Origin of the sequence: Mesorhizobium sp. LNHC221B00 (genome assembly GCF_000502935.1) — a bacterium.
GTDB classification, from domain to species: Bacteria; Pseudomonadota; Alphaproteobacteria; order Rhizobiales; family Rhizobiaceae; genus Mesorhizobium; species Mesorhizobium opportunistum.
Window position 1 is genome coordinate 1 of the sequence record NZ_AYWR01000041.1, and the last position, 20,803, is coordinate 20,803.

Below are 20,803 nucleotides of genomic sequence, written 5' to 3' on the forward strand. Positions count from 1 at the left end.
CTTCGGCTAGCCAGAGGCTCACGTCCTGGATCGAGCGCATCAGGATAGACGGGTTGTCTCGCGACGGGACAAAACCCCAGCTCTGCCAATAGCGCTCGGCCTCGGCGTCGATCGCCCGCACCACCACCGCGCGGCCGGCAACGATGTCGGCGCCGGCGACACAGCGACGAAGCGCGTCCTTGACCAGGCCGCTGCCGATGCCTTGTCCGGCATAGCGATGGTCGACGGCGAGTTGTCCGATCAGCAGGCAGGGGATCGGGGCGGGCGGGCGGCCGGTGCGGATGGCGCGCGGTGCGCTGTTTGGCTGGATCACGCCCGGCGCAAGGCCGTAATAGCCGACGACTGTTCCCTCGTCGTGAACGACCAGAACGCGGGTAAACCCGCGGGCCTGGTTCGTTCGCGCGAAGCCGGCCAGCCAAGCGTTAAGCGCCGGCTTGCCGCAGTCGAAGCTTTCGAGGCGGTGCGCGTCGTCGAGGAGTTTGATGCCTGAAAGCGCCACCTAACGGTCCCAGGGCGGGGACCGACGGAGTCGCTCGGCCGCCTTCGGCGGGGGCGCGGCGGCGGCGGGGGCTGAGATCGCCTGCATGAAGGCGTCATAGGCTTGCGGGGACACGCGGATGACGGTTTCGTTGAGGATGGCCGCCTGCGCCTCGTGGAGTGCGGCGCGTCGCATGAACTCCGTGCGCGACAGGCCGAGCAGCTCCGCTCCGCGGTCGATGATGGTGAGATCATCGTCGCGAAATCGCATCGAGATGGGTGTTTCCTTCTTCGTGGCTGTGGTGGCCATGGCGCGCTCCTGTGCTGCGGACGTACATACGCCATTGTAACGCGAAACGCAATACACGTTGCGTGGCGGCAGTGTCTAAATTGCGGCCTAAAAAGTCAGATGATGTTGGGTCTTCTGAGGTTCTCGCGGACGGGCGGCCTGCTCTCGCTTTTCGTCACTTCCACGGCGGCGGCTGAATTCTCATTCATGGGCGTTTCATACGGCCGCGGCGACATAGTTAACAGCTTCGGCAATAGCCCATCGCCGCGTTTTGCGGCATGGACATGAAGCGCGCGTAGCAGGGAAAACATGGTGCGACCTCTCTTGTTAACGTCATCCATTTTCCCCTCGGTCAACCGCCATCGCCACCCGTTTCCTGCTAACAGGCGCGCTGGGTAGGAATTTCAAACTGAGACACTCCCTGCCTGGCGGAACGCTCCACCGCGTCGAGACGATCTTTGGAAGCGGAGGGTGCCGTGCTTCGCGCGGGCTTTGGTGCGCTTCGCGCGAACCCGACCGGGCCCGGTCGGGTTCGGTAGTGCGGATCCGAGGAAAGCGGCGCTTTACGCGCCGCCCTCCGCGAACCGCCAGACGGGGATGCCAAGCCGACGGGCCTTGTCGGCAAGGTTGTCGGTGATGCCGGAGCCGGGAAAGACGATCAGGCCGTAGGGCACCACCGAGAGAAGCTGGTCGTTGCGGCGGAAGGGAGCGGCCTTGGCGTGCCGGTTCCAGTCCGGCTTGAAGGCGATCTGCGTGACCTTGCGATTCTCGGCCCAGCAGGCGGCGATGCGTTCGGCTCCGCGTGGGCTGCCACCGTGGATCAGGACCATGTCAGGATGCTTCTCGCGGGCCTTGTCGAGCGCGTCCCAGATTCGGTCGTGATCGTTGCAGTCGAGACCGCCGGCGAAGGCGATCTTGGTGCCGGCGGGAACGAGCACCTCGGTTTCGGCGTGGCGGCGGGCGGCAAGGAAGTCGCGGCTGTCGATCACCGCCGCCGTCATCGCCTGGTGGCTGACCTTGGAGCCGGTGCGCGGCCGCCATGCCGATCCGGTTTGTGCCTCGTACAGGTCGGCGGCTTCATCGCGCATGATTTCCAGCACGTTGCGGCGCTCGATATAGGTGATGCCCTCGGCAGTGAGCCGTTCCAGCTCGACCGACTTCACCTCGGAACCGTCTTGCTCCTGCTGGCTTGAACGCTGGGCCTCCTCATTGCGATCGAGGCTGCGGGCGACGCGCTCGGCGGCACGGTGGAAGACGTTTGCGAAGGACCAGAGCAGGTCGTCGAGATCGGGTTCGAGCCTGGTGTCGCCGAGCATGCCGGCGAAGGTCTCGACGATTCCGGCGAGGCCGGCCCGGATCACCTCGTCGTCGGGAAGTGGCCGAGGATCAGGTTCATCCTGATGCGGGCGGTGGCCGTACATCTGCAGTTCGAGGATGACGCGGTCGGTCGGCGAAGAGGCGTGGTAGGGCTCGTAGCCGTCGTCGAAAGGAAGCTCGTAGGTCATGGCGGATCTCCGTCGGTTGTGGGCCGCGCCATCGCGGCCTGACAGCGAAACCNACGACCGGGGGGTGGCAGGGGTCGCCTCTCAGGCAGGCCGCGGGCGCGGCCTCTCCGGCGGACCGCCGCCATGCCTGCAAGCTATCCGGCGACGCCGCGCCGGCCCGCCTGCCGCTCTGGCCGTTCATCCTGACGGCAGGAAGAGAGGGACATCCTCCGGAAGGAGCTGATCGCTGAGCCATGCCGCGAGATGGGCCGGCCCGAGATGGCGCAGATCGTCATTGAAGTCGCCGAGCTGCGGCTGCAACGTCAGAGCGAGAATCCCGGCCTCGCCCGCGCGCTGGCTGAGACGTTCGATGCCGTGCCGGCCGGCGGCGTCCGCATCGGCCGCGATGTAGAGGCGACGGCAGCCAGGCGGGAAAATCAGGCCGGCGAGGTGATTGGCCGAAGTGGCGGCGGCCACCGGCAGCGCCGGCATCACCGTCCGCAGCGAGGCCATCGTCTCAAAACCTTCGCCGGCGGCCATGACCGGGACAGGAGCACCGGGTTCAAGGCCGAGCCAGATGCCGTTGCCCAGCAAGTGACCGAGAGAGCGGCGGGGATCGTCGAGTTGCGCTTTGCCATTGCCGTCCGGAGCGAGCCAGGTACGCTGGAGACCGGTGATGCGTCCGTCCAGACTGGTGACGGCGGCGATCAATGCGGGCAGGGTCTGCGTCTTGCCCGTCACCAGATCACGGTAGTAGCAGCCGGGGTGGAAGCGGAGAGCGCGCTCACGGGCGGACAAGACGATGCCGCGGCCGGCCAGATAGCGTTCGGCCAGCGTGCCGACGATCGGCTGCGACATGGCGAACAGGCGGCGCGCCGATTCGGGGGAGCCGCGTGCCACCGCAGGCTGGCGCTGGGCACCGAATGGTCGGGACTGGGGCTCTGGCCGTGGCATGGCGAGGAAACGCCGCGCTTCGTCCGCGACATCGCGAAACTCGATGAGGCCGCAGCTTTCGCGGATGACATCGAGCAGATCGCCAAACTCGGTGGTCGCCTCGTCCACCCACTTACCAGCAGGGCCTTTGGCATTGGCCTTCAGCCGCACATGCATCGAGCGGCCGCGCGTGTTGCGGACATCACCGACGATCCAGTGATTGCCGGAACGATGGCCGTTGGAGAGATATGCGCGGCACACCGCCTCTGCATGGTCGCCGAGACGGCGCGCCAGCTCGGAGGCCGAGCCGGTCATGATCGCCTCCGTTCACGCTGTGGCCGTGCGGTCGGTGATGCCGACCAGCGTGTGGCGATCGACAAGAGAGGCGAGAATGGCGGAGCCCTGCCCGCCCGTCGGGATGAACAGCCTGAGCTTCCAGGAGATGATTTCGGAGATCAGTCCAAGAGCCTTCAGCCTCGGGACCATCGCATCGGTGAAGCCGATCAGCTCCACGCGATAGTCGTTCATGACGCGGCTGCGGCGAAGAATCAGGCCATCGGCAAGCTGCAACCCGATCCGGCCCTCGATCAGGCTAGTCCATGCCTCGTGCGGAGCGAGTGTCGGCACATTGTCGATACCGAGATTGCGCAACATGGTCGCGACCAGCGTCGCCGCGATGTGACGACCGATGATGCGTTCGCCGGCATCGGTCTGGATGCGGTAAACTCTGCAGTCATCGTCTGGCAGACGCCGCCAGATCGGCAGCAGCAGGCCGGTGACGATGTGGAAGGTGCTGGTGGTAAATTCCGGGACCGCTGCCACTTCGGCGTGCCATAGTTCGCAGAACTGCTTCCGGTCCGCCGGCTGCCAATGGGTCTCGGCAAGGGCATCGAGGCCGAAGCGCAATTCATCGGTCGGCCGCAGCAGGCGCACGCGGTGCTCGACGGTGCCGTCGTCGAGCATCAGGCTCGCGGTCGGGAGCTGGATCGCCGCGCGGCTCGACCGCGAGTTGACCAGCAGGACCGACTGCGGTTCGGAGCGGGCGATGGCCAGCGCATCGACCAGACCGAGCGGCCGGATGCGGTCCTTGCGCGCGACAGTCAGCACATGCGACTGCGCGCCCGAGACCGGATGTGTGTAGACCGTCTGGCGATTTGTGACGACGATGCTTTCCGCCGTGATGGTCTCCAGCCCGTTGTCGTAATTTCCGGCGGCAATGGCTCCTTCGATCTTCGCCGTCATCAGCCGCTCGAAGACCTCGAACAGCAGATTCTGGGTTTCGATGCGCAGCGCCAGCAGCCGGTTGAGCCAGGTCGTGATCGGCGGGAGCTCGTCGCGCAAACCGCCCTCGTCGCTGGTCAGCGACAGGCCGGTGACCGTCTCGAAGGTGGTAAGAGAGCAGCCGTCTATCTTGCCCTGGTGGAGGAGCATGTAGAATTGCCGCAGGGCGGCGCGGGCATAGGAGCTTTCGAGGTTGTCCTCAGACCGGAACAGTCCTGCCCCGCCAGTCTGGCGCTGGCCNGGGCGGCGGGGGCATAGGAGCTTTCGAGGTTGTCCTCAGACCGGAACAGTCCTGCCCCGCCAGTCTGGCGCTGGCCGCGCGTGATCGCGCCCAGCGTGTCGAGCCGCCGGGCGATGGTCGACAGAAAGCGTTTTCCCGCTTTCACATTGGCGGCCATCGGCCGGAATAAGGGCGGTTGTTTTTGATTTGTGCGATGCGTTCGGCCGAGCCCCTGGATGGCATTGTCGGCGCGCCAGCCGGCCTCGAGCAGATAGTGCTTGCGCAGTCTCTGGTTCTTCGCGCCGAGATCCGCGTGATAGGAACGTCCGGTTCCGCCCGCGTCTGAGAAGATCAGCACGCGCTTGTCGTCATCCATGAAAGTCTGGGTCTCGGCGAGATTGGCCGAGCCCGGACGGTTCTCGACGGCGAGCCGGTCGATGCCGTCGCGGCCGGTCTTCCTGACGATACGGCGCGAGCGGCCCGTCACTTCGGCAACGATGTCGGTGCCGAAATGGTGGAGGATCTGGTCGAGGGCGCTGCCGACCGGCGGGAGCGATGCAAGCTTCTCGATCATCTCCTCGCGACGGCGCACCGCTTCCCGGCACTGGACCGGATTGCCGTCCGCGTCATGGATGGGACGCGAATAGACGTTGCCCTCGGCGTCGGAATACTCCTCGAACAATTGCGTCGGGAAGGAATGGCTGAGGTATCCCAGAACGTATTCCCTCGGCGTCACGTCGACATGCAGATCGGACCATTCCTCGGTGGGGATTTCCGCGAGCCGACGTTCCATCAGCGCCTCGCCGGTCGAGACGATCTGCACCACTGCCGCATGACCATCGATGCGATCCTGCTCGATCGCGCCGATCAGGGTGGGCGTCATCATCGATGTGATGAGGTGCGAAAAGAAGCGCTGCTTGGTGCTCTCAAAGGCCGACCGCGCAGCCGCCTTGGCGTTGCGGTTGAGCGTGGCGGGACCGCTGGTGATGTTGGCAGCCTCGAGCGCGGCGGTCAGGTTGTTGTGGATGACCTGGAAGCCATCCGCATAGGCGTTGTAGATGCGGATCTGCTCCTCGGTCAGTGCGTGCTCGAGGAGCTCATATTCGACGCCGTCATAAGAGAGCGAACGTGACACATAGAGGCCGAGCGACTTGAGATCGCGAGCGAGCACTTCCATGGCCGCGACACCGCCGTCCTCGATGGCGGCTACGAACTCGGCACGGTTTGCGAAGGGAAAATCCTCGCTGCCCCAGATGCCGAGGCGCTGCGCATAGGCGAGGTTCTCGACTGCCGTCGCACCCGTTGCCGAGACGTAGACGACGCGAGCGTCGGGCAGTGCATGCTGGAGCCGCAGCCCCGCCCTACCCTGCTGTGAGGGCGCAATATCGCCACGCTCGCTTTTCCCCCCGGCCGCATTGGCCATTGCGTGCGCTTAGTCGAAGACGATGACCCCACTAAAGTCCTTGCCGACCCAGTCGAGGATCTGGGCGATGCGCGATTTCTTGCCATCGCGTTCCTGCGAGCGGAGGGTGGCATAGGTGGTGAAGAGGATGCCTTCGCCAAGGCGGATCGGCGTGCCCTGCCTATAGCGCGAGAGCGGCTGGACGAGAAGACGTTCCTGGCCGAGTGCTGCCCAGTCCCGCTGAGCATCTTCGAGCAGCTTGTCCGATTTGGAGATCCAGATCGCGCGCCGACGGCCCTGCAGCCAGTTGTCCAGGATGATGCCGGCGACCTGCCGGCCCTTGCCGCAACCGGTCCCGTCACCCAGGAACCATCCACGGCGGAAGCGGAACGCATTCTCGGCGCCTTCGGGGGAGGCCGAGACGACATCGCAGGTTTCGTCGACCGTCCACGTACCGGCGAGATGGCCGGAATGTGCCTCACCAGCATAGATCACACTTTCGATCTGGGCGTCGGACAGCAAACCCTCGTCGACGATCGCATCGGGCAGGAGAGGCCGATAGGACGGTTTTGGCGGCGCGACCGCAGCCATGGCTGCGGACTGCACCAGCGGCGTCGGATGTGGCTTGGCGCGCGCGATGTGGATCGATTGGAGTGCGTAGGGCTCGTAGATCGCGTCGGTGAGCCGGCCGCCCTCCTCGGGCATCCAGTCGCGCAGTTCATAGGCAACCGGAACCGTAGGCGTGGCGTCTGGCACGACTGGTCCGCTGGGCTTTGCCCGGGCAACTTGACGGACAGGCCAGATTGTTTTGGCAGCAGTTGCCGTAGGTGCCGCTCCCGGCGCGGATCGCGTAGCCATCTGCATGGCGGCATTGCGCAGGATGCTACTCGACAGGGCGCCGATCGAGTCCGGAAAGCCGCCCGGTGTACGGGGCGGCAGGTCGGAGATCCAGGCGAGCAGCGTCTCGACGTCAGCAGCCTTGCCCGGCGAGGCCGCGAAGCGGGACTGGTCTGCTGCGGGTACCTTATCGATGATCGTCAGGCGGGTTTCGGCCGTCGTGCCATGGCGGGCATAGACACGGCCGTCGATCGCCGCGGTGAAGACGATGGTGCCCTGCCGCTGCAACCGTTCAAAGGCGGCTCGCCATTTGGGGTTTTCAGGGGAAAGCCCGGTGCCGGTGATGGCGACAATTCGACCGCCGGCGCTCAGCCGGGCGAATGCGGAGGACAGGTGCCGCCATGCCGCATCGGAGACATGGCCGTCGACATAGGCGCCGACCGTGAAGGGTGGATTCATCAGCACGACGGAAGGCCCGATGGTGGTATCGAGATGATCGTCGATATGGGCTGCGTCGTGCCGGGAAACGGGAGCGCGCGGGAATAGCAGGCCGAGCAGATCCGCGCGGGTCATGGCAAGCTCGTTGAGGGCGAGCGAGGCTCGGGCAATCTCGGCATGGACTGCGAGCAGGCCGGTGCCGGCCGAAGGCTCGAGAACGACATCCGAAGAGGAGATCGCGGCCGCTTGAGCGGTGACGAAGGCGAGCGGCAGCGGCGTCGACAGCTGCTGCATGGCCTGGCTCTCATCGGAGCGCCGTGTGTGGGTGGGAACGAGATCGGCGATCCGCCTCATCATCGCCAGTGTCGCCTCCGGCGAGGCCGACCGGGACAAGATCGCCGGTCCGAATCTGCGGATGAATAGTACCTGGGCAGATTCGAGCGCCTCATAGGCGTCCTTCCAAACCCAGAAGCCTTGTGCGTCGGTGCCGCCGAAACCGTCGGTCATGGCCGTGCGCAGTGCGGCGGTGGTGATGGTCTTTCCCTGTTCCAGAAAGGGCAAGAGCGACACTGCCGCCCCGTGAATCGCGTTGGCGGTTTTGATGCCGGCGGATGCCGGCGCGGCAAGGGGAGCGGCCGTCCGGGAAACGGCCGCTGTGGTCGTGACAATGTTCATGGAGATGTCCTTCGAGCGAGAGTGACAGCCCTGCCGGAACGCTCTCTGCGCCCCGGCAAGGTCGCACTCTCCCGGCCCATCTCTCCCTCCCCTGCGGCCAAGCGGGTTCGCTGTCAGGAAAGCCTTGACGCAGTGACCGGCGGAAGGTGCCGCGACCCGGCGCGATGGAAGTGATGCTGAAGTTCAGGACCGTAGGTGAAGTTCACGAGAATGATGCTAACCTACAGACGGTGCTGAGCGCGGCGTATGAAACGCGGGGGAGCGGCCGCTCTATCTGTGCAAGGAACCGAGCATGCCAATGCATATCGCCCGCATGGGCGGCCAGTTCGTCGACCAAAGCCACGACAATCAGGTCGCTGTGAGCAGACAGCTGTGCACAAGGTGGGGCGTCGATTGCAATTGCCGCTGTGTTGCAAGCAGTTTCTCTCATGGCGACGGATGAGTTGGATGCGCTGGTTTTCAGGATGGCGCTCGAAAGCGTCCACCCCCTTCACTTAAGCTTCGGTGAGAAAGCGGCCGAAATAGCCGCCAGGAGCCGCGGCATCCTGCTTTTCGACGTCAGAATCGAGGGTGACGCGGAGGTCCAGCGCGTAGCGGCCATTCAATATTCAAGCGATCAAATGGGTATACTGGCGTTGGACAAGCAGGGTTCTGGAATCCGCCCTTTGCATGATCAATGGCGGGCTCTCAAGCTTCATCGCTCCGCTGGAAAATTGGACAAGATTGCCATTGTCGATGCAGGCCACAATCGACATCACAGGCCACGTCAGCCTTTTTATCGGCGCCTTGCGAAACGCGGGTTACCTGCTGCGCGGCTAGATTTTACCAAGACGGATTTTCTTGCGCGACCGATGCGAGATCGGGGTGCTTAGCGCCAGAGTCTCAAGCAGAGCCTCTTACGCGCTAGTGCCGCGCCGTGGGTCCTTCCTTGTATTTTCCCTCCTATGATTTACCCGGCGATCGGGGCACGGGCAGAAGCTTGCCGATCTCTTCGTCGGAGAGATCTTCCAGCAGCTTGAGGACTCTCCCCTGCGCGCCAGCATTGATCAGGATGGTTCGCTTGCCGTGATGCTCCACCGGCCAGGCGTCCGAGTTTGCCTCACCGGCGACGCCCTTGAAGTCGGAATGGGTGGCGGACCAGATCGCCTCCAGCTTTTCCTCGCGCGTCATGCTGTCGACGGCGCCCGTCTCGTGGGCGATGATCGCCGCACGCATGGCGTCCGGACTGCGTTTGTCGGAGAGGTCGCAGAAGCCGTGGAACCATCGTTCGCGGCCACGGATCCTGATGGCGAAAAAGACGCTGGTCACGTAGCCAGCCTTGTATTCAGACATGCCAAACATGCCGGTTCGCTGGAACAGCGGCGGCAGGAGCGCGAGCATGAAGTGGTATTGCTCGGCGGCAACCTCGAAATACTCGCCGGCGTAGGGCGTGCCGAAATTGGATCTATACCCGGAGTGTCTTTGTGCCGGTTGAAGAGCCGGAACATCTGCTCGCGCGTTGCGACGCCGTCGAACACCTTTCGGAACGGGGGATGGGTGGACATGGCTGCTCTCCGGAAATAGCCGGTCGCCCGCCACAGCAGCGCTGCAGCGGGTGACTGTCGGCGGGTGACGGGATCGGTGGGCTGGTTCAGGCGGCGCGGCGAGCCGCGGAAGGCGCGGCATCGCGTCCGACGCCCGTAATGGCGCGGACCGCCGCGGCGAGCGCCGGTATGTCGTCGAGCATGCCGAGCGCGACGAAGTGTTTGGCCCCGCCGGTATAGTCCTTGCGGCCCTTGCAGGTGCGGATCAGAATACCGTGCCCCCACGACAGGCCGAACTGGCCGACCTGGATATAGGCGCGGTCATGATGCAGGGTGATTTCACCGGATACGGCGATGCCCGCCCTGTTCGAGCGGATTTCGAAGCTGCCCGGCGTCAGGGCTAAATCGGCGGCAAGTTTCTTCAACCGCGAACGGGCGGTCGTGTGAAAACGTCTCTTCTGCTGCTCGTTGTAGGAGCAACTTGTGTTCCAGTCGAACATGTCGATCTCCATGAAACGGAACATGCCCGGCGATCGCTTTCGCGACCGCCGGGCCTGTCGTGGGTTGGTTTGCGATGAGGAAGTCAGGCAGCCGCGCGGCCTTCGATGACGTCGGCGCCGACCTCATCGGCGGAGACCTCCTCGAGATAGGCCCGGCTGCACGGATTGTTGGCGAGCCAGCGTTCGGCGGCCTCGCGATCCCTGGCGAGATGCAGGAGTTCCGGGCTTTCGCCGATGTCCTGCAGGACGCGGACCGTGCCGATCGACGGACGCTCGACGATCTCGAAACGCAGATCGCTCTCGACGGACCAGGTACGTCGGACAGAGACAACGATGGTGCCCCCTTGGCCGAAATCGCCCTCATGCAGGGTGAAACAGGCTGGCGAGCTATAGGTCGCGCGCGTTCGTGGTGGCTCCTGCTTGACCAGTCGGCCGGTGCCGTTGCGGCTCTCCCAGGCGGTGAATCGGGCCGGCGGTTTCGGGGCACCGTCCGAGTAGCGGATAACGCTTCCCAGAGAGGCAATCGTAAATTGTATGTGCGGACATGCGTATGTCTCCGTGTGAGAAAACGAAAAAGGGGCCCGGCGGAGACGCCGGGCCCGGCGGTGAGCGCGAGGCCGATTACTCGGCGGCCTGGAGGTGGTCGGGTTCCTCGCCGGCGTCGGTCACCGGTTCATGGGAGGGCGTGCCGGTATCGTCGGCGAGGAAGGCCGGCAGCTCGGCGGCATCGCCATCGAGAGCCGTCTGATCCGTCACATCATCGGTGACGGTCTCGCCGGCATTGGCAACCGCCTTCTCGCCATCAAGGCGCAGCGGTTCGGGCAGCCAGCTCGATCCTTCGAGAAGCCGAGCAGCCTCGCGTGCCATCAAGTCCTTCTTCATGTGATCGATCAGCTGTGCGGAATCCTCGCCGCGTCCCTCCCGCACGGCTTGAACGATCCGGGCCTTGGTGACGCGGCCGAGATAGTTGTCCACCGTGGGCGACCAGCCAGCCTCCACCATGTCGAACTGAAGCGTGGCGGCGAGTGCATCGGCATGGGCAAGGGCACCTGACCGCCTGTTCCAGAGCTCGACGACGGCGTTGAGCGAGAGCGATGCGCAGTGCGCGAACAGCGCCTTGCGGCTCGCTTCGTCGAGACCAAGCAGGAACTCCCAGAGATTGGTGCTGTCGGGCATATCCCTGTCCCAGGCCTCGTGCCGATCGGCGATCTCCCTCGCCCAAGGCGTGTCGGCCAGACCCTGGACCTGGCCAAAACTGTCGCTCACTATGTTGATCTCGAGGCAGCTGTCCTTGGCGAACCGATAGAACACCTGCAGCACTAGCGCATGGAGCACCGCGACGAAGGCGATGTCGGGGTCGCTTGCCAAAGCGTTGCGCAGCGCAAGCGTCTTCTGTGCGGTGAGATCGAAGACGAGGCGATCGGGCAGCGGCTTGATCCCTTCATCCTCGGGCTCTTCGGCCGTGTCGGATGCGCCGTTCACGGACCGGCCGTTGACGACGACGTGATTGGCGCTGTCATCGTCGGACTGCGACGGGTCGCGATCCCCGCCCTTGGCTCCTTCATCGTCATCGCCCGTCTCGACCCGTGGTTCGTCCTCGGGACGGACAAAGCCGGCTTCAACCTGCAGTTGGCCGTTGGCGCCGAGCGCGACAAACGCTCCGGCGATAGCCTTTTGCGCCGGGTCATAGACCTGGGGGCGATCGCTGAACGCGTCGAGTTCGGCGCCGAGCTGATCGAGCTTGTCCTCGATCTCCTGGTCGGCGTCCTCCATCTCGGCGTATTTGGCATCGAGCGCATCATACTCGGCCTTCACCGCGTCATAGCGGGCGATCTCCTCGGTGCTCAACTCCGCCGGCTCGGCATAAACGCGCCGCATGCCGGAGGTGTGGCCGTAGGGGAAGCTGATCGCCGCCTCGACCCACTTCCAGCCGTCGGCGCGAACGGTCTCGGCATCTATCTTCAGTCTGTCGAAGACCAACTGCTCAAGGAGAGCAGCATCCTGGAACCAGCCACCGGAATCCTGCTCAAACAGATCGCGCAGTATGACCCCGCCGGCGGCCTCATAGGCCTCGGCGCCGACATAGACCGCCCGGCGATCGTCGGCACGCACCGTCGTCTCCGTCAGGAGACGCCTGATGTAATAGGGCTCCTGCATATGCTGGTTGTTATTGATGCGCTCCCAGACCTGCTCCTGGCGGGCATGGTCGTCCGAAATCGAGAACGCCATGATCTGCTCGAGCCGGATTTCATCCTTCTCATAGAGATCGAGCAGCCTGGGCGAGACCGAGGCGAGCCGCAGGCGCTGCTTCACCGTCGCTGACGAAACAAAGAAGCGCGCGGCGATTTCTTCATGATCGAGTCCCTGGTCGCTCAGTATTTTGAACGCCCGGAACTGGTCGAGAGGATGAAGATCCTCGCGGTGGAAGTTCTCGGCCAGAGAGTCCTCTTCCGCCGATGTCGCCGTACTGCGATTGACTATGCACGGGATCGGCTCGTTCTTTGCCAGCCGCTTCTGTTTGATAAGCATGCCGAGCGCGAGATAGCGGCGGCCACCGGCGGGCACTTCGAACGTGCCGGTCTCCTCGCCACCTTCGTCGAGCACGGGACGGACGTTCAGGCTTTGGAGCAGCATGCGCCGTCCGATATCTTCGGCGAGCTGCTCGATCGAAACGCCGTCCTTTACCCTCCGAACATTCTTCTGCGACAACACCAGCTTGTCGTAAGGAATGTTTTCCGATGGGTTCATAGCGATCTTCTGAATGGCCTTTGCCATGGTCGGGTTCTCCATGACGGGCGGCCCGGGGCCTCTCCCCGGACCTCCAAGCCCGTCAGAAACCTCCCCTCCCCCCTTTGCCTCTGACGCTGGCGCTGCGCAGACGCCCGCGCCAAGCATGTGAGCAGCGCTGGGGACAGCGCAGCGGATCTATGATTTCGGCTTGCAGATTTCGGTACTTTGGAGCCTGGCCGAGTGCCTTCAGCCTGTCGGCTAAATCCATGAGCTGGTGGATCAGCGTCTGCCGGCCGAGGCTGACGGGGTGATCAAGGTGTGATGGCTGGCTTCGAATACACCTGAGTTCCTGGCCACAGCCTGCGTGCTTTGCTTTCCAGCAATCTGCAAATGCAGCGAACGTTTCGCAGGCCCTTGCGCGGGGGATAACTCCCAAAGTTCACTCTTTGTTCTTTTCCAGAAGCAGTTCCTAAGATATAATCTGCCACCTCCTTCCTCAGCGAGTCACCGCGAATGACAGTCCAGCCCAGGATTCTCAATGAACCGACAATCAGCTGCCCAAGCTGCAAGTCCGACATCAAGCTGAACGAGTCGCTTGCGGCTCCCCTGATTGCCGCCACCCGCGAGGACTATGAGCGGCGTTTGGCGCAGAGCAACGCCTCCATTGCGACCCGAGAGGAAGAGCTTCAACGCCAGCAAGCCGCAGTCGATGCCGCTCAGGCCGACATCGACAGCCAGGTGGCCGCAAAAATCAAGCTTGAGCGCGCGGCTATCGCGGCCGAGGAGGCTCGCAAGGCCAGGCTGCTGCTCTTGGTCGATCTCGAAGACCGGGACAAGAAGCTTGCCGAGATAGAGGCGACACTCAAGGCGCGGGACGAGAAACTCGCCGAGGCTCAGCAGCAACAGGCGGAATTCCTGAAACAGCAACGTGCGCTCGATGATGAGAAGCGCGAGATGGCGCTCACCATCGAACGAAAGATCCAGGAAGGGCTGGACGCCGTTCGCATCAAGGCGAGGTCCGAAGCCGAAGATGGCCTCAAAATGAAGGTTGCGGAGAAAGAGGAACAGATTGCCGGCATGCAGCGTCAGATCGAGGGGCTGAAGCGTCGTGCCGAACAGGGCTCCCAGCAGTTGCAGGGCGAGGTCCTCGAGCTCGAGCTGGAATCCCTCATTGCCAGCCGTTTCCCGATGGACATCATCGAACCGGTCGCCAAAGGCGAGTTCGGCGGAGACGTCTTGCACCGCGTGGTCGGACCGGCCGGCCAGCCGTGCGGCGCCATTTTGTGGGAATCGAAACGCACGAAGAACTGGAGCCAGCACTGGCTGGGTAAGCTCAGAGGCGATCAACGAGCCGCGAGAGCGGATATTGCGTTGATGGTCTCGGAAGCGTTGCCTCCCGGAGTGGAAACTTTCGATCTTTTGGACGGAGTCTATGTCGCCCACCCCAAATGTGCGATCCCGATCGCCATTTTGCTCCGGCAATCCCTGATCGAGCTGACCAACTCGCGCCTCGCCCAGGACGGCCAGGCCACCAAAATGGACCAGGTCTATGGCTATCTGACCGGTCCGCGGTTCCGACATCGCGTCGAGGCGATTGTGGAAAAATTCTCGGATATGCAGGAGGACCTCGCCAAGGAACGCAAGGCCACAACACGTCTGTGGGCCAAGCGCGAGGCGCAGATCCAAGGGGTAATCGAGTCGACCGTCGGCATGTACGGTGACCTGCAGGGCATCGCCGGAAAAGTGATGCAGGAAATTGAGGGGCTGGATGTGCCAGCAATCGGAGTGTGTCAACCACCCGATACCGAATAAGTGAACCGATCGGCACGTTCCCGGAACAGTTTTTCGGACCGGAATGCCGAATAAGGACTAGCGAAGGAGAGCACATCCGTCGTCTCTCTGGTGTAACAGTTGACACCGGGGACGGGCCTACGGCCGCCTTCCCTTTTTCTGACCACGTGCGACGACGCCGCCCTTGTGCTCGAGGACGACGCCGGAGGAATAACCGGAGATCGCCGCAGCGAGGCCGGATTGGGATGCTTCAGGCAGCCAAATCGAAGAGCTTCTTGGCCTTGCCCTCCATATCCAAGCGGACATCCTGGTGCGGTTTGTCACGCGCGACCCTTGTAATGCCCTGCACAAAATCGAAGATCGACGCCGGCGGCCTGCCTTCCTCGGCCAACACAGCATCGATGATCTTCGTGGTTTCAACCTTCGAGAAGGCCCGCTTGCGCAGGAAGCTCTCGCGGTCTTCATCGTTGCGGGCGACGATCCGTTCCCGCGCGGCCTTGATGCCGTTGACGAACGGCATGGGCGAGGATTCGGCGAACTGGATCAGCGCCGGCTCCGCCTCCGCGGCAAAGCGGGAAGCCGCATATTTGGAATGCCGGATGGTGATCTCCTCAAAATTTTCCACACCCCAGAGATTGCGGTTCTGGCAGACCGCACGAAGATAGAAGCTCGCGATTCCCAGTGTCCTGGCGCCCACTTCAGAATTCCAGCAGTAGAAGCCGCGGAAGAAGAGATCCGGATCGCCGTTCGGTAGCTTTCCGGCCTCGATCGGATTGAGGTCGTCAACCAGGAAGACAAAGACGTCGCGGTCGGAGGCATAAAGCGTCGTCGTGTTCTTCGAGATGTCGACATTGGGGTTGTAGATTCCCGTCGACCAATCGAGTACGCCCGGCACTTTCCATCGCGTATCGCCGGTGCCATTGCCGGCAATCTTCTGCACCGCCTCGACCAGCTCGTAGTCGAAAATTCGGCCATAGTCAGGACCGGTCACCGCCCGCAGCTCGAGGCGACCGTTCTGGATTTCAAGCGTTTTTACCTGCTCTGTCCGTTGCGAGGCCAGCCCGTACTGGAGATTGATGGCGGCAAGCGGGGCCGGGAGTTGGCGCAGATAAGCAGCCGGTGCGCCGACAAGGCTGGCAAGCTGGCCAAAGCTCCAATGGGTGGGCGCAACCGGTGCCTCGGCATCTGGCAGCATGAGCATGAGACGTTCGGCGTCGTCGCGGCTGGCTTCGACGCGGATGCGTTCGCTTTCGACAACGCGCGTACGGCTGCGCTGCGACCGTGCCCTCACCGAGTTCCGCAGGTCGATGAGCGACAGGTAGCGCTCGTCGGCCGGTCGGTTGAACCACTCCGACGAAACGCGGCCGACGCGCTGGCCTCGGCTCACGTCCACCTTGTAGCCTGCACGCGCGTTACGCGCCGGGGCCTGAATTTCCATCTGTGTCATGGGTTTGCTCCGCGGCGGACGCCAGGAGCCTCTCTCCCGGACCTTCGTCCGCCCACCGAAAGCCCCGCCTGCCCTCTTCCTCTGCTGGCCGCACCGTCGCCTATCGAAGTGCCCGCCGGTGTGGCAGCGCCCAAACGCGCGCCCAAGGTGAAGACCAGCCGCAGGCCGGATGTTCAGCGAAGCGGCCAGCCCCGTTCCGGCGAGAGAGGCGGGTCATCATGCCCCTGACGAACAAGCCCCGTTGCTTCGATGGCAAAACCATGACTCAATGGGCGTGGGGGTGCGGCGGCGTCCGGAGCAACGGAGGCAATGCGACGTTTCAGACTTGCTGACCAGGTGATCGAGGAGGCAGCGCCTGATCTACAGGCTGCGCTTGCGGATGCATATCGTAGTAAGCTGCGACCGCTTTGCTTGTGCAAAGAGCCCTCCCCGGCTATGTATATTGCGCAGGTTGGCGACCAATACATGGTCAAGCGGATGCCACTGTCGGGTGGCAGCCATGATCCTTCCTGTTCCTCTTACGAGCCTCCCGACGAACTGTCCGGCCTTGGCGTGCTGATGGGCAGCGCTATCCAGGTCGATTCCGAGAGTGGCATGGCCGCGCTGAAGCTGGACTTTCGCTTGTCAAAGGTCGGCACGCGATCTGTGCCGGCAGTTGGCGCCGCAGGTTCGGACAGCGTGGTCAGGGACATCAAGAAACTCTCCCTGCGAGGCCTGCTCCATTATCTCTGGCACGAAGCGGAGCTGACGGTCTGGACGTCGCGATGGGCTGGCAAACGGCATTGGTGGAATATCCGTTGGCACCTCGTCGAGGCCGCTGGCCAGATGACGGTCAAGGGCGGAGCACTGAGCGAAATCCTGTTCGTCCCCGAGCCGTTCCGGTCCGCCGACAAGATCGCGATCGAGCAAAGGCGCGGGCAGGCGCTTGCACCCGCGCTGCCCCCGAAGAGGGGTGCCAGAAAGCTGATGATCCTGGTCGGCGAGGTCAAGGAGTTCAGCCCGGCTCGGAGCGGCCACAAGTTGATCGTCAAGCACATGCCGGGGTTCGTGTTCTTGTTGGACGAGAGCCTTCATCGTCGGCTTCAATCCCGTTTTGAAACCGAGATGGCACTCTGGGGCGCGGATGAGGGATCGCATTTGATCGCGATTGCCACCTTCGGGTTAACCCCGGCGGGACTGGCGGTGATCGAGGAAATGGCCGTCATGGTCGTGGCGGAGAATTGGGTGCCGTACGAGTCCGCCTATGAAAAGAAGCTGGTCGACGCCCTCGCCAGGACAAGGGAGCGAAGCGTGAAAGGACTACGCTTTAACCTGCCGGCGGACAAGCCAACCGCGACGGCGATATTGCAGATACAGCCGCGGCCGGTTGGCCTGTATGTCGTACCGCCCTCCTCCGATGGTGCGTACCAGGAAACGCTGGGCGAACTGATCGCATCGCGACCGGAGTTCGATTCCTGGATCTGGCGTACGGCCGATAGTGAGATGCCGACTTTGCCTGGTCGGCAAGACGGTGGGCCCTAGACATAACGTGTGGTTCTCTGACGGCGATCCCGAGATGGACGAATTTCGTGAGCGCCGTCATAGCTCTCAATCGCCGCGCAGAATCTTCGAGCGCGGCAGCGACGAAAGCACGCCGAGCAGCTGTTGGATGAGCCTCTCCGCGCAATACGCGCAGACAGGCGTCCATCGCTGTCTTGCGCTTCTCAGTCTGACGATCGAGATGTCGCAGCAAGATATTGGACGCGTCATTGATATCGAACACAACACGCTCCGAGCTGTGGCGGCTGACCTGAACAACGACTGGCCTTTCAAATCTACTCGAGCCGGTCATCGCTCCCCCTCTGAACCCAGCGGCGACAGCCTCGCGCACGTATTTCCCAGCCGAACGATTCGGCTGCATCCCGACCGCTAATCGCCAGCACCCAAGCGGTGGTCATGAACGCTGTCTGATTAATGTCTGGTGGCGTGGGATTTGGCTAGGTTTGTCCGCCAGATCATTCGAACGACCGCGGCGGCAACCCGGGCCTGCCCCAATCGTATTGCTGATTCAATTATAGTTCAGCCCCATCGCCGGTAGCGTAGACGCCTCGCGTGGCAGTTCTTTGGGATCGTCAACGATGCCGCATCAATTTGGCTCTGCAGCCTGCTCGCGTGAATAGACGGCGCCAAATGCAGGCGTGGGGGATAGGGTTGCCTTGACCCTGTCAAAACCCTGCCGCATGGTCCGCGCCCAAACGCGTTCGCAACCGAGAGCTCCCCGTTGAACGAATATTTCCTGCTGCCGCTGGCCTCGCTGCCTTTCCCCAACATCAACCCGATCCTCATTCAGATCGGGCCGCTGGCGGTGCACTGGTACGGCGTCGGCTATATCGTCGGCATCCTGTTCGCCTGGTGGTATGCCAAGCGGCTCGCCGCCAACCCGAAGCTGTGGCCCGACGGCATCCTGCCGATGAAGCCGGAGGACCTCGACGANAAGCGGCTCGCCGCCAACCCGAAGCTGTGGCCCGACGGCATCCTGCCGATGAAGCCGGAGGACCTCGACGATTTCATCATATGGGCGGCCATCGGCGTCGTGCTCGGCGGCCGCACCGGCTACGTCCTGTTCTACGATCTGGCGCGCTACATTGCGCATCCCCTCGACATCTTCGCCGTCTGGCAAGGCGGCATGTCGTTCCATGGTGGCCTGCTCGGCGTCATCCTCGCCATGACGTTGTTTTCCATCAAGCGCGGCATCCGCACCTGGTCGCTGTTCGATNATCCCAGCCAGCTCTACGAGGCCCTGCTCGAAGGCGTCGTGCTGTTCCTCGTGCTGCGCATCCTCACCCATTCGCGCCTCAAGCTGAAGACGCCGCGCTTCGTCGGCGGTGCCTTAATCTGCGGCTATGGCCTGTCGCGCATCTTCGTCGAGTTCTTCCGTGAACCCGACCAGCAGCTCGGCTATCTCCTCGGCACCAACTGGCTGACCATGGGCATGATCCTGTCGACGCCGATGGTGCTGGCCGGCATCTGGGNTCTTTGTCGAGTTCTTCCGCGAACCAGACCAGCAGCTCGGCTATCTCCTCGGCACCAACTGGCTGACCATGGGCATGATCCTGTCGACGCCGATGGTGCTGGCCGGCATCTGGGCGATGGCAACCGCCAAGCCGGTGACGCAAGCAGAGCCGCAGGCGACATGACGCGGCTGAAGACCCGTATCGTCGACCTGATCGGTATGCGGCGGCGGTGACGGTAGTGGTCATCGGCAGGATTCCTTTCTTCGGGAATATACGGACGGGCTTTCCATAAGTATCGACAGGCCCGTGAAAACAAGGCCGTGACAGGCAGTTTGCCAACACCTGGAAGGCTGAGGCCGTCGTGTAACAGGCCGAAGCACTCGCGACCATGCTGAAACGGGTGCCGCAGATCATTGTACGACTGGGAACAGGCCCACGGAATCTGCCCTGCCCTTGTGCCTTGTTGGTCAGTCGGTCTGTGCAGAAAGCCTCTCAGACGCTTGCCAGCCAGCGAAACCGACTCGCTTATCGCTTTGAGCCGGGCGCAAAGCGATAAGCTGCGGGATCGGCGATCTTCATCCCGTCATCCTCGCTGTGGCGCCGTTAGCCTTAAGGGCCGCCATTAGCATCGGCCCGACCGAAAACGCCCCTTCCCTGGCCTTATCGGTCAGCACGCGCAGGTATCCGCCGGCGGAATTGATATGCTGGGCGCGTTGAAGGATGCAGGCAATTACGATCGCGGCGGCTTCCTGCCCCATGGCATGGCAGGCCTCTTCGTATGCAGATGGCGAGACACCAAGGTACCCCCGCACCTGGGCGGCGGTAATCATGAGATCGCGCCAATTGGCGATCCCGTCGACGGCGTAGTCCGAAATTTCCGGGCAGGCTTTCAGCACAAGCCCAAGCGGATACGTTTTCGGCGCCTCTGCGGTCCTGGTGCTGGGCTCGGCCGTCGCCCCGCTTTTCTCTAAAGCAGGTTCAAATTCAAAAATAGAGTCGGTATTTGAATCAGATTGCTGCCGCTCGTTTTGAGAGTCATTGCCGCCCGGATTCGTGGATTTCATATGAATTTCCAGCAGCTTATCCACATCGTCATGCAAAGCGGCCAGATCGGCTACGATCCGTTCGAGCTCGGCAATGCAGGCTCGGCGCGGAATTGCCTCCACAATCCCGCGGAAACGCTTCCACAGGCCTCCCCAGTCGCCCGAGACATCTTCGTCAAGGGCCGCCTCGACCAGCTTGTGGATGTCACGGCGGTGCAAGGTGATCCGCTCGCGCATAAGCCTGAGCGCCCTGTTGTCGGCGCGAACGCGTTCGGCGGCCGCCTCGAACTCGTAAGCACGGACCAGCAGCGGGGCCAGGGAGAAGCCAAAGGCTTCCTCGATCTCCCCTCCCCTGCCCTTGCGGGCGTAACGCTTGCCGTTCGGGCTATCCCGACGGATGATCAGCCCGCAATCGACAAGAGCCGCCACGTGCCGCCTGACTGTGGCATCAGGCATTCCGTGCGCCCTGAGCGACAACTGAGTGTTCGAGGGAAAGACGATCAGTCCGTTCTCCTCACTCAACTCACTGTCAGGATAGAAAGATAGCAGCGCATTCAGCACAGTCAGAGCACGGTCGCCGACGCCGACGATGCTCTTGCCTTCGCAGAGGTTGCGGTAGATTTGCCATTTATCGACAACCCTGCCCTTGGGGATCTCGCGTGACTCGTTTTGCGCTGCCAACATGGCAAGCGACATCGGCCGCCGCCCAAAGGGCGTCGTTGCAATACCCGTCTCCATTT

12 protein-coding genes and 4 pseudogenes are annotated in these 20,803 nt (G+C 63.1%); 4 read left to right on the forward strand and 12 right to left on the reverse strand.

The features are described 5' to 3' along the window. From X741_RS137685 to X741_RS01000000167285, 6 genes and pseudogenes are all read right to left on the reverse strand, one after another. A partial coding sequence (locus X741_RS137685) for a GNAT family N-acetyltransferase (protein WP_023780745.1) occupies positions 1 to 499 on the reverse strand: 499 nt, incomplete at its 3' end. Further along, on the reverse strand, positions 500 to 787 hold the full coding sequence (locus tag X741_RS137680; RefSeq protein ID WP_023780746.1) for a DUF1778 domain-containing protein: 288 nt from the start codon (positions 785 to 787) through the stop codon (positions 500 to 502). A 95-nt stretch (positions 788 to 882) separates the two neighbouring features. After that, positions 883 to 1,107 (reverse strand): hypothetical protein, encoded by a 225-nt coding sequence (locus X741_RS0136165; protein WP_156937969.1) that lies wholly within the window; start codon positions 1,105 to 1,107, stop codon positions 883 to 885. A gap of 222 nt (positions 1,108 to 1,329) precedes the next feature. Beyond that, on the reverse strand, positions 1,330 to 2,271 hold the full coding sequence (locus X741_RS137675) for a DUF2493 domain-containing protein (protein ID WP_023780747.1): 942 nt from the start codon (positions 2,269 to 2,271) through the stop codon (positions 1,330 to 1,332). Positions 2,272 to 2,448: 177 nt separating this feature from the next. Then, positions 2,449 to 3,498 (reverse strand): toprim domain-containing protein, encoded by a 1,050-nt coding sequence (locus X741_RS137670; RefSeq protein WP_023780748.1) that lies wholly within the window; start codon positions 3,496 to 3,498, stop codon positions 2,449 to 2,451. 12 nt (positions 3,499 to 3,510) lie between these two features. Next, positions 3,511 to 8,036: pseudogene (locus X741_RS01000000167285) on the reverse strand (strawberry notch family protein). Between the two features lie 428 nt (positions 8,037 to 8,464). Between X741_RS01000000167285 and X741_RS01000000167290 the strand changes: the two are divergent. Beyond that, positions 8,465 to 8,908 carry a hypothetical protein gene (locus X741_RS01000000167290; protein ID WP_245272807.1) on the forward strand — a complete coding sequence of 148 codons (444 nt, stop codon included), beginning with the start codon at positions 8,465 to 8,467 and terminating at the stop codon, positions 8,906 to 8,908. Between the two features lie 70 nt (positions 8,909 to 8,978). On the opposite strand, the pseudogene X741_RS01265 reads toward X741_RS01000000167290, so the two are convergent. The 3 genes and pseudogenes from X741_RS01265 to X741_RS137660 form a co-directional block, all read right to left on the reverse strand. Next, positions 8,979 to 9,580, reverse strand: a pseudogene (locus tag X741_RS01265) (DUF1419 domain-containing protein). An 86-nt stretch (positions 9,581 to 9,666) separates the two neighbouring features. Further along, on the reverse strand, positions 9,667 to 10,083 hold the full coding sequence (locus X741_RS137665) for a hypothetical protein (RefSeq protein WP_023780755.1): 417 nt from the start codon (positions 10,081 to 10,083) through the stop codon (positions 9,667 to 9,669). Positions 10,084 to 10,680: 597 nt separating this feature from the next. Then, on the reverse strand, positions 10,681 to 12,834 hold the full coding sequence (locus X741_RS137660) for a ParB N-terminal domain-containing protein (RefSeq protein WP_031250700.1): 2,154 nt from the start codon (positions 12,832 to 12,834) through the stop codon (positions 10,681 to 10,683). Positions 12,835 to 13,302: 468 nt separating this feature from the next. Here X741_RS137660 and X741_RS137655 point away from each other — a divergent pair, with 468 nt between their 5' ends. Next, the gene (locus tag X741_RS137655; protein ID WP_023780757.1) at positions 13,303 to 14,601 is read left to right on the forward strand and encodes a DUF2130 domain-containing protein; all 1,299 of its coding nucleotides are present in this window, start codon (positions 13,303 to 13,305) and stop codon (positions 14,599 to 14,601) included. A 229-nt stretch (positions 14,602 to 14,830) separates the two neighbouring features. On the opposite strand, the gene X741_RS137650 is transcribed toward X741_RS137655, so the two are convergent. Further along, positions 14,831 to 16,027, reverse strand: coding sequence for a hypothetical protein (locus X741_RS137650; RefSeq protein ID WP_031250701.1), 1,197 nt, complete (start codon positions 16,025 to 16,027; stop codon positions 14,831 to 14,833). A 309-nt stretch (positions 16,028 to 16,336) separates the two neighbouring features. Here X741_RS137650 and X741_RS137645 point away from each other — a divergent pair, with 309 nt between their 5' ends. Then, positions 16,337 to 17,548 (forward strand): DUF1173 domain-containing protein, encoded by a 1,212-nt coding sequence (locus X741_RS137645; protein WP_031250703.1) that lies wholly within the window; start codon positions 16,337 to 16,339, stop codon positions 17,546 to 17,548. A gap of 145 nt (positions 17,549 to 17,693) precedes the next feature. Here X741_RS137645 and X741_RS1000000169305 read toward each other — a convergent pair. Continuing rightward, positions 17,694 to 17,927: pseudogene (locus tag X741_RS1000000169305) on the reverse strand (hypothetical protein); the annotation flags it as partial. A 360-nt stretch (positions 17,928 to 18,287) separates the two neighbouring features. Here X741_RS1000000169305 and X741_RS0136185 point away from each other — a divergent pair. Further along, positions 18,288 to 19,037, forward strand: a pseudogene (locus tag X741_RS0136185) (prolipoprotein diacylglyceryl transferase); the annotation flags it as partial. Positions 19,038 to 19,595: 558 nt separating this feature from the next. Here X741_RS0136185 and repC read toward each other — a convergent pair. Then, a complete protein-coding gene (repC, locus tag X741_RS137640; RefSeq protein ID WP_023780761.1) occupies positions 19,596 to 20,801 on the reverse strand; it encodes a plasmid replication protein RepC in 1,206 nt (401 codons plus the stop codon). Positions 20,802 to 20,803 lie beyond the last annotated feature (2 nt).